General features: G+C 64.7%; 10 protein-coding genes. 4 read left to right on the top strand and 6 right to left on the bottom strand.

Features of this window, described 5'->3' with window-relative positions; all coding sequences use genetic code 11:
• Positions 1 to 259: 259 nt before the first annotated feature.
• The 6 genes from IVB29_RS20535 to fliI form a co-directional block, all read right to left on the bottom strand.
• Positions 260 to 1,486 carry an NAD(P)/FAD-dependent oxidoreductase gene (locus tag IVB29_RS20535; protein ID WP_247505208.1) on the bottom strand — a complete coding sequence of 409 codons (1,227 nt, stop codon included), beginning with the start codon at positions 1,484 to 1,486 and terminating at the stop codon, positions 260 to 262.
• Positions 1,487 to 1,603: 117 nt separating this feature from the next.
• Complete coding sequence (locus IVB29_RS20530) at positions 1,604 to 2,563, bottom strand: AraC family transcriptional regulator (RefSeq protein WP_247505207.1); 960 nt, start codon at positions 2,561 to 2,563, stop codon at positions 1,604 to 1,606.
• A 184-nt stretch (positions 2,564 to 2,747) separates the two neighbouring features.
• Positions 2,748 to 3,809, bottom strand: a complete 1,062-nt coding sequence (locus tag IVB29_RS20525; protein WP_247505206.1) for an anti-sigma factor — start codon at positions 3,807 to 3,809, stop codon at positions 2,748 to 2,750.
• 81 nt (positions 3,810 to 3,890) lie between these two features.
• Positions 3,891 to 4,436: a sigma-70 family RNA polymerase sigma factor gene (locus tag IVB29_RS20520; protein WP_247505205.1), complete on the bottom strand. Its 546-nt coding sequence runs from the start codon at positions 4,434 to 4,436 to the stop codon at positions 3,891 to 3,893.
• A 177-nt stretch (positions 4,437 to 4,613) separates the two neighbouring features.
• Positions 4,614 to 5,033 (bottom strand): flagellar export protein FliJ, encoded by a 420-nt coding sequence (gene fliJ, locus IVB29_RS20515; RefSeq protein ID WP_247505204.1) that lies wholly within the window; start codon positions 5,031 to 5,033, stop codon positions 4,614 to 4,616.
• 132 nt (positions 5,034 to 5,165) lie between these two features.
• Entirely contained in the window at positions 5,166 to 6,491 is a 1,326-nt protein-coding gene (gene fliI / locus IVB29_RS20510) for a flagellar protein export ATPase FliI (protein WP_247505203.1), read from the bottom strand.
• Positions 6,492 to 6,907: 416 nt separating this feature from the next.
• Here fliI and IVB29_RS20505 point away from each other — a divergent pair, with 416 nt between their 5' ends.
• The 4 genes from IVB29_RS20505 to IVB29_RS20490 all read left to right on the top strand — a co-directional run bounded on the left by IVB29_RS20505 (position 6,908) and on the right by IVB29_RS20490 (position 9,737).
• Entirely contained in the window at positions 6,908 to 7,609 is a 702-nt protein-coding gene (locus IVB29_RS20505) for a response regulator transcription factor (RefSeq protein ID WP_007600544.1), read from the top strand.
• Between the two features lie 168 nt (positions 7,610 to 7,777).
• Positions 7,778 to 8,182: a DUF350 domain-containing protein gene (locus IVB29_RS20500; RefSeq protein WP_247505202.1), complete on the top strand. Its 405-nt coding sequence runs from the start codon at positions 7,778 to 7,780 to the stop codon at positions 8,180 to 8,182.
• A gap of 1 nt (position 8,183) precedes the next feature.
• Positions 8,184 to 8,573: a hypothetical protein gene (locus IVB29_RS20495; RefSeq protein WP_247505201.1), complete on the top strand. Its 390-nt coding sequence runs from the start codon at positions 8,184 to 8,186 to the stop codon at positions 8,571 to 8,573.
• 3 nt (positions 8,574 to 8,576) lie between these two features.
• Positions 8,577 to 9,737 (top strand): glutathionylspermidine synthase family protein, encoded by a 1,161-nt coding sequence (locus IVB29_RS20490; RefSeq protein ID WP_247505200.1) that lies wholly within the window; start codon positions 8,577 to 8,579, stop codon positions 9,735 to 9,737.
• The last annotated feature ends 6 nt before the right edge of the window (positions 9,738 to 9,743 follow it).

The raw sequence follows: 9,743 nt of genomic DNA, 5'->3' as shown, positions 1-9,743 counted from the left end.
ATAAGGGCTAGAACGAACCACCATATTAACGGTTGCGTAATGGAGCGATTATTCGCGCGCTCTTTAGAATTGCCGGGGGAGCGTTCTTCCATGCTCGCCTGTAAATTACCTGCGGCTTGAACCTAAGACAGTTGGAACGAAGCGTCCATGCCGGTATCGTTGGTTGTCCGCCTCTGATGACCGCTTAGGGTCAAAAGCAGCGGTGGACGCCAAGTTGGATCGACGTCAGGTCTGCTCCTGACAGCCGACATGACAGGGCTCAGCGACGCGGCGCCCCATAAGTCGGCGGCGGCGCCTGCACGGTCGGCGCGGCTGCGGCAAACAGCTCCTCCTTGCTCCCGCCGAGCGGCGGATAGATGCGCTTGCGGTTGATGGTCTGCTTGGTCGCCTTCGCAGCCTGACCGGTCGTCCGCACCTCGCGGTCCCAGCCTTCCGTATAGAGCGCGCCCCAGCCGCCGAGATCGAGCACGGTCACGTACCAGTCGATCCGCAGCGGCAGCATCGGCAGGCCCGCGAGATCGGCAACGACATTGTGGCCGGCGAAGCGGCCCATGGGGCGGGCGAACTGGCAGGACATCACGGTCGGATGCAGTCCATCGACCATGCTGGAGGCGACGTCGCCGGCCGCGAACACGCCGGGCAGATCGGCAACGCGCATGAACGGATCGACCAACAGGCGTCCGAGACGATCGCGTGCGCCGGGAAAGCTTGCGGCCAGCCGGCTCGCGCGCATGCCCGCACACCAGATCACCGTCTGGGCCGGGATGAACTCGCCCGAGTCCAGATGAATGCCGGCGGCCTCGACCGATACGACGCGCACGCCGAGCCGCGTCTCGATGTCGAGCGAGGCCAGCGCCGTCTCGATGACGGGACGCGCATGCGCACCGATGGTAGCGCCAACAGCCGGATTGGGATCGACCAGGATAATGCGGCGGCTGCCGGTGATGCCCGCGCGCGCCAGCCGGTCCGGCATCTCGGCCGCGACCTCGATGCCGGTAAAGCCGGCACCGACCACTGCGATCGTCGAACGCCCCGGCGAGGGGACGCTGCGTCCGAGCGCGGCGAGATGATTGTCGAGGCGGAGCGCTGCGACATAGGTATCGACATCGAAGGCGTGATCGGCAAGGCCCGGAATGTCGGGACGCATCACTTCGCTGCCGAGCGCAAGCACCAGACGGTCATAGCCCAGCGTCTCGTCGCCGCGGCTCGTGACCAGCGATATCTGGCGCCGCACCGGATCGATGGCTTCGACCTCGCCGAGGCCGTGGCTGACGCCGATCGGATCGAGCAACTGGGGAAGCGGAAGCGCGACCTCGCTGAGATCGGCCTCGTAATTGCGCACGCGGATGTTGTGATAGGGATTGCGGTCAACGACGTGGATCTCGATGTCGCGGCCAGCGGCACCCATCTCGTCGCGCATCCGCGCGGCACCGATGGCCGCCCACAGGCCTGCAAACCCGGCGCCGAGCACGACGATACGCGCCATGTCTGCCTACTGTATTATCCCGAGGAAACTAGCGGTCTGCCCGCACAGGCAGATATAGCTCATTCGCCCGGATCGACCAACTGCGGCAGCGCCGCGCCGCTGCACAAAATCGTAGCCTCAGGCCTCGCGCAGTTCCGACGGCGTTGCGCCAAAACGCTTGCGGAAGGCGCGGTTGAAATAGGACAGGTCGGAGAAGCCCGAGGAATGCGCGATGTCGCTGATCTTGCGCGCCCTCGCACGGGGATCGCCGAGCAGCTTTCGCGCCAGCAGCAAGCGCTGCTCCAGCACGAATTCAGTGAACGTCGTGCCGGCTTGTTCGAACAGGCGCTGCGCCTGGCGTGGGCTGAGCCCCGAGCGCGTCGCAACTTCAGACAGGCAGAGATCATTGCGGCCAAGCGCGGCCATCACGTCGGCGCGCATGAGATCGAGACGGGCCGCCGCATGTCCACGGCCGCGCGCAAGGCTTGCATGCTCAGCATCGGTGCCGAGCAGCAGGCCGACGAGATCGACCATGTGCTGCGCGGTCAGACGCTGGCCGATGGCGTCGAGATGCGGCGCGTGATTGGCGGCGAGCGCGTGGTAGCGAAAAATCGTCTCGGCGACCGCACCATCGGAAAGCACCTGCGAGAGCTTCTCTTCGGCCCGCGGATTGATGTCCAGCAGCGCGCGGCGCGGCATGCGGATGGTGGTGAAGCGGTCGTCCCCGGTGTGGCCGACGGTGCCGGTGATGCCCATGTCGACGAGCACCATCTGCGCGGGCGCGAGCTCCACGGTATGGCCATTCTGCCCGACGCGGACGAGGCCCGCATGCGCCGAGATCAGCACCAGATCGTCGCTGCCGTCGGCAAGGTGGCTTTGCGTGCGCGTATATTGCGCAGAGGCACCTTCGGGAATGGCGAGCGCGATATTGTCGACCACGCTGACCTGGAGCCGGCAATCGATGCTGTCGCCATGGCTCGGCCCGATGTCGAGGCCGCAGGGACCGAAAGCCCGCTCGCGCCAATGTTCGAAAGCCGGACCATGCGGTAGCCCCGCATATTGGTGGACGAAGATGCCCGGCGTCTTTGCTGCATCCATCTGATTTCTAGCCCCTCTCCGGCACCATGATCGGCGGCGCCGACTGCAAATTCCGGGCATTTGACGCCGCGAAATGGACAGAGGTTCAAATCAAGGGCGGATTCGGCGGGACTTGTCGGAATGCGACGGCGGGATGGACGGTGGCGACAGGAACGCGCCTTGCGCTCCATCCGGGCTAGGGCACCTACTTCTTCGCAGGAACCTGCTGCGACTGCGCCTGCGGCACGGTCTCGATCAGCTTGCCGGTAAATACCGGCGCCGAGGTCGGCTGGCCGTTGGGCGAGCCGCCGGCCTGCTCGACGGTGACGGCGTAGGTCGCGCCGTTGACGACGTCGGCATCGTAGGAAGCGAGCAGCGGGCGCGCGGTGAAATCGCCCGCGCCGATCACGCCGAGCGAGCGCGGACGCGGCAGCTTGTCGGAGATCAGCCAGAGCTCAAAGCTCTTGCCGGGCTCCGGCGTCGCGCCGACCTTGCGCACGGTAAAATTCTTGGTCGTACCGTCGATGGTGAGGATGAAGGCGGGGCCGCCGCCCTGGCCCTGCAACAGCGCGACATATTGCGACGACGCGGTGAGCGGCGCCGGTGTCTTCACCTCGACCGTCCGGATGCGAGGTGCGGGGCGCAGGCTGCCGGGCAGCGCATCGGGCAGGAAGATCTGAAGCGACAATGTCACCAGCAGCGCGGCCGCGAGCGCGCCGACCGCGGATGCGATGGAGCGCCAGCGCTTCACGCGGCCCTCGAGCCGGATCACGTTGCTGTTGTCGACAACCGGCGGCGGTGGCGTGCGCACAACTTCAGGATCGGGCGCATGGACCTGCGGCATGAAGATCGGCGCGATGTCGGGAATTGCATCGGGCGCCGGCTGCACTGTGCCGGGCTGCTCCGCTTCGGGAGACTGCGGCTCCGGTTGCGAGGTGTCCTCCGGTGGCAAGTCCGGCGGCGCAGTGTCGAGCGAGGAAAACTCCGGCACGGATGGCGGCGGCGCGACGTCCGACAGCGCAGGCGCCTCCTGCGCAAAATTCGTCCGCGCGAGCTCGGACTTGATGTTCTCCCACACGATCGGACGCGGCTCGATCGTACCGACCATCTGGTTGAGGGCGCCGAGCCGATAAGCCCACGCCTGCACGACATCGGCGAACGCCTTGTCCACCGCCATCATGGTCTCGACCTGCGCGCGCTCACCGGCGTCGAGCGTACCGAGCGCATATTCCGCGGCGAGCGCGATATGGTCCTCCGTGTAGGCCATCACATGCAGTCCAGAACCACCTTCACAACAAACCCCTCATAGTCCAAGCCTTCACAATCCAAGCCTTCATAGTCCAGGCCTTCACAATCCAAGGCACTCGCGGATATCCAACATGCTTCGCCGGAGCCACGTTTTCACCGTGTTGACGGGCGCTGAAAATTTCTCCGCCAATTGCTCGCGGCTCCAGCCATTGTAATAAGCGAGAAGCACGAGCCTCTGACGATCCGGCTCGAGCCGGCCGACACATTCCAGCAGCCGCTTCAACTCCTCGGTCATCTCCCGGCGCGCCAGCGGATCGGGGCTGTCGGCCGCAACCTCCATCGCCTGAGGCTCTTCCTCGATGGAAACTTCCGTCTTCTTGCGCACGATGTCGATGGCGCGGTTGCGCGCTATCGACGCCATCCACGTGATCGGCGACGACAAGGCCGGATTGAACTGGCCGGCGCTGTTCCAGATCTTGACGTAGGTCTCCTGAATGACCTCCTCTGCGAGATCCTGTCGGCGCAAGATACGGAGAACCACGCCATAGAGTTTCGCGCGGGTGGCGACGTAGAGGCGCTCGAACGCGGCCTGATCGCCCTTGGCGACCGCCCCAATCAGCCCGACCAGCTCTGCTGGCGTCAGCATTCAGCCCCCCACGCGCGGCCCGTCGCGTTCCGCGCAAGCCCTGACACTCGGCTACCATAGCGCGCGGCAAAGCCCATCACCAAGGGGCGGAGCGCCGCGCTGTGGACAGCAAATACGAAACCCGGACCTTGCGGGTCCGGGTTTTGCAAATTCTCGGCGGTTTGGACGCTGGCGCCGTTAGGCGACGGCGCCGATCCGGGCCCGCATCAGGCCGATGCTGTCGAGGTCGGCCTGCTCGCGGGCGTTCTCTTCGGCGCGCTCGCGGGCCTGGTCGCGCTCGTCGAGGAGCTCGACCTTCTTCAGCTCCTCGAAGGCCTCGGCCAAAGCGGCTTTGGCTTCGTCGAGCTGGCCCTTCAACTCGTCGGCCGAGCGGGTCAGGTTCTCGCGGCGCTGGATCGCGGCCTTGGCATAGGTCGGATAAGCGAAATGCGAGGGATCGTTGATCCCGGCACGGTCCTGCTCGGTCGAGATCTCACGCTCAAGATCGGTCGACATCCGCTGGAAGTCGGCGATCATGGTCTCGATCTGGGTGACCCGGCGGCGCTTCTCGTCGACCTGAAATTTCTTCAGGCGGATAAGGGTATCTCGTGACTTCATCGACTCATACTCCCCAGAAGTCCCCTGGCTGCAAGACAACCTCACATTGGGACGTCACCGATCTCCCCACAGGCCCGACTGGGCCAAGACAGGCTCTGCTACTCTGTGGGGTCGGATGATGACGGGACAAAGTTAGCGTTCCGTTTCCAAACTGCCGAGGATTTGCGCCAACTGGCGGTAGCCGTCCGCCAGCGAGGCATTTTCGTCCTTGCGCTGCCGCAGGAAGGCCTCCAGCGGTTCGTGCAGGCGGATCGCCTCGTCGACCTCGGGGCTGGAGCCGGCCCGGTAGGCGCCAAGCCGGATCAATTCCTCCATGTCGGCATAGGTCGCCATCACCGCCCGCGCCTTCTGGATGGTCGGCCAGAATTCCGGATCGGCCGATTTCGGCATGGTGCGGGAGATGGATTTGAGGATGTTGATGGCGGGGTAGCGGCCGCGCTCGGCGATCGAGCGCTGCATCACGATGTGGCCGTCGAGGATGCCGCGGACGGCGTCCGCGATCGGCTCGTTATGATCGTCGCCGTCGACCAGCACGGTGAAGATCGCGGTGATCGCACCCTCTCCCAGGCCCGGCCCGGCGCGCTCCAGAAGCTTCGGCAGCTCGGTGAAGACGGTCGGCGTATAGCCCTTGGCAGTCGGCGGCTCGCCGGCGGACAGGCCGATCTCGCGCTGGGCCATGGCAAAGCGCGTCACCGAGTCCATCAGGCAGAGGACGTCCTTCTCTTCATCGCGAAAATATTCGGCGACCGCGAGCGTGAGATACGCGGCCTGGCGGCGCATCAGCGCCGGCTCGTCCGAGGTTGCGACCACGACGACGGAGCGCGCTAGGCCCTCCTCCCCGAGATCGTCCTGCAAGAATTCCTGCACCTCGCGGCCGCGTTCGCCGATCAGCCCGATGACGCTGACCGCGGCATCGACGTTGCGCGCCAGCATCGACAGCAGCACCGATTTGCCGACGCCGGAGCCGGCGAAAATGCCCATGCGCTGGCCGCGGCAGCAGGTGAGGAAGGTGTTCATCGCGCGCACGCCGAGATCGAGCGGTGCGCCGACACGCTTGCGCGAATGTGCCGGCGGCGGCGAATTGCGGAACGGCATCGGCGCCGGCCCCTGCGGCAGCGGCCCCTTGCCGTCGATCGGCTCACCCAGCGCATTGATCACGCGACCGAGCCAGGCCGACGACGGCCGCACCTGATTGGCGGCATTGGCAATGACGGCCTTGCAGCCACGGCGCACGCCATCGAGGCCGGCGAACGGCATCACGATGGCGTTGTTGCCGGAGAAGCCGATCACCTCGCAGGGAATGTCGCGGTTGGCGCCGGTCTCGATCACGAGCCGCGCGCCGACCGACATGGCGTGGATCGGGCCGGCCACCTCGACCATCAGGCCGCGGACGCCGACGACGCGGCCGTAAATATTGACGCCGTCGATATCGCCGATCTGTTCGGCAAGCGCCTTCATAAGAGGGCCTTCATTAAGGTGGTCGCCTTCGTATCCCCGGGCTTCACGGCGAAAACCTTAAATTTCGCCATATTTCTGAACGGCGCTTAACTTCGTGTTTACCCGCATCGTTAATCATTGCGTCACTGTCTTTGTGACTGAGCGTGGCTCCCCTTCAGAAGAAGGCCGAGTCGCGGGAGTCGGTTAGGCCCGTCTCTTAAAGTGGAACTTGAACGGAACCGGATAACGAAAGCTGCTTCACGCACAAGACCTTAGGGCGATTCGACGAAAATTGCACCCGCGGGGCTTGCGTTCCAGAATCAGAATTTGTTAACCATCTGTTGTCAGGATCCGAATCAGTTGTTCAAAGGCGTTTTGTTGCGTGCCGCGAATGCGGCCGACCTGACGCCCAGGAGCGGCGACTATGGGGAACTGGCATGCGCGTTTTGCTGATTGAAGATGACAGCGCCGTCGCGCAGTCGATCGAGCTGATGCTGAAGTCTGAGAGCTTCAACGTCTACACGACCGATTTGGGGGAAGAAGGCGTCGATCTCGGTAAATTATACGATTACGACATTATCCTTCTCGACCTCAACCTGCCCGACATGTCCGGCTACGACGTGCTCAAGCAGCTCCGGGTCTCCAAGATCAAGACACCGATTCTGATCCTCTCCGGCCTCGCCGGCATCGAGGACAAGGTCAAGGGTCTCGGCGTCGGCGCCGACGACTACATGACCAAGCCCTTCCACAAGGACGAGCTGGTCGCCCGCATCCACGCGATCGTTCGCCGCTCCAAGGGTCACGCCCAGTCGGTCATCCAGACCGGCGACCTCGTCGTCAACCTCGACACCAAGACGGTCGAAGTCGGCGGCCAGCGCGTGCATCTGACCGGTAAGGAATACCAGATGCTGGAGCTGCTCTCGCTCCGCAAGGGTACGACCCTCACCAAGGAAATGTTCCTCAACCACCTCTATGGCGGCATGGACGAGCCCGAGCTGAAGATCATCGACGTCTTCATCTGCAAGCTCCGCAAGAAGCTCGCGAATGCCTCGGAAGGCCGCAACTTCATCGAGACCGTGTGGGGCCGCGGCTACGTGCTGCGCGAGCCGCACGAGGTCGAAGAGCGCATCCCCGCCTGATCGAGTTTACGTCGCGAGCCCTCAGGGGCTCGCTCCTCCCAGCCTGGACCCCGCCGCAAATGGCGGGGTTTTGTTTTTTGGGGACACGAACGCGGCTTCGTCGCCGTCCCGCCATTGAACCGCTATCCTCCCGCCGCCGACGAATGGTCGCTGCACGATGGGGGAACGATGATCCTGCAATCACTGGCCGGCCTGCCCGCCTTCCTGGTCTATTTCTGCACCGGGCTGGTCGCGATCGTGGCGTATCTGTTCGCCTATACCCGCATCACGCCCCACAACGAATTCCAGCTCATCCGCGACAACGACCCGGCCGCGGCGATTGCGCTTGGCCTCAGCCTGCTCGGTTTCGTGGCGCCGCTGGTCAGCGCCATCGCGCATTCGGCCAATGTGCTGGACTGCCTGATCTGGGCGACGATCGCGCTGGCCGTCCAGATCGTCGTGTTCTTCCTCGTCAAGGTCCCGGTGCCGAACCTGTCGGCGCGGATTGCCGCCGGCGAGCTTGCGCCCGCGATCTGGCTCGGCCTGTCCTCGCTCGCCGCGGGCCTGCTGAACGCCGCCTGCATGATCTACTGACATGGCGGACAAGCCCTCCAGCAAGCAGTTCGGCAAGCGCCGGCCGGCGCCGGTAGCGCCGACATCGCGGGAGCCGGTGAAGCGCTCCGGCCATGTCGCGCTGCTGGTGATGGGCACGATCGCAGTCGGCACCACCGCCTACACGCTGATGCCGCGCCAACACTGCGAACCCTCCCCCGGCGCCCTGCCGGGGCAGACGAGCACGAATTGCAGCAATAGCAGCAGTTCATCAGGCGGCAGCGGCGGCTCGCGCTGGTCATCGCGATCGAGCTTCTTCAGCAGCGATTCCTCGAGCCACTCCTCGTCGGGAACGTCGTCCGATTCAGGCTCCAGCAGCGTGAGCCGCGGCGGCTTCGGCTCGTTTGGCCACGGCTTCTCGGGCGGCGGCTGATCCATGCAACGTATCGTCTGTCCGGAACGCGACGACTGGCAGCAGACCGCAGAACAATGCGGCTTCGCCTTCCACACCATCGAGGGCGAGCGCTATTGGGACGAGCGCGCCTATTACGCTTTCACCCTCGACGAGATCGAGCGCGGCATCGAGACGCCGACCGGCGAGATCGACGCGATGTGCCTGGAGCTCGCCGGCCGCGTGATCGGCGACGAACGGCATCTGCGGCGCTTGCAGATCCCCGAAGCGTTCTGGAGCCTGATCGCCGAGAGCTGGGAACGCGACGACCGCAGCCTTTATGGCCGGCTCGACCTGAAATTCGACCAACATGGTCCGGCAAAGCTGCTCGAATACAACGCTGATACGCCGACATCGATCTTCGAGGCCGCGGTGTTTCAATGGACCTGGCTGGAGCAGGCGATCGAACGCCGCATCATCCCGGCGCGCGCCGATCAGTTCAACTCGATCCACGAGCGGCTGATCGTGGCGTGGAAGGACATCGCCACGGGCCGCCATCTTCATCTCACCGGCACCACCGGCAACGACGAGGACGCCGGCACGCTCGCCTATCTCGAGGACACCGCGCGACAGGCGGGGCTTTCGACCACGCTACTCGACATCGAGGAAATCGGCTGGCGCGACGAGGTGGGCTGCTTCGTCGATCTCGATAACAGCGACATCGCGCTCGCCTTCAAGCTCTATCCCTGGGAATGGATGTTCCACGACGACTTCGGCGCCAGGCTCAAGGACGCACCGACACGCTGGATCGAGCCGCCGTGGAAGGCGGTGCTCTCCAACAAGGGCATCCTGCCGCTGCTGTGGGAGATGTTCCCGAACCATCCCAACCTGCTGCCGGCCTTCTTCGAGAATGACGCGCGGGCGGCGGAGCTTGGAACGTCGTATGTGCGCAAGCCGCTGCTGTCGCGCGAAGGCGCCAATGTCACGCTGGTGTCAGGCGGCGTATCGCTCGACGCGCACGCGGGCCCCTATGGCGCGGAAGGTTTCATACGGCAGGCGCTGTCGCCGCTGCCGAACTTCTCGGGCCTCTATCCTGTGGTGGGAAGCTGGCTGGTGAACCACGAGCCCTGCGGGCTGTCGATCCGCGAGGATGAGAGTCCGATCACGGGCAACAGCTCGCGGTTTCTGCCGCATGCGATTTTGTGAGGTACG

The organism is Bradyrhizobium sp. 1, assembly GCF_023073315.1.
In the GTDB taxonomy this organism is placed as follows: Bacteria; Pseudomonadota; Alphaproteobacteria; order Rhizobiales; family Xanthobacteraceae; genus Bradyrhizobium.
Note: the sequence above shows the minus strand (reverse complement) of the source record. Positions and strands in the feature narration are given on the sequence as shown.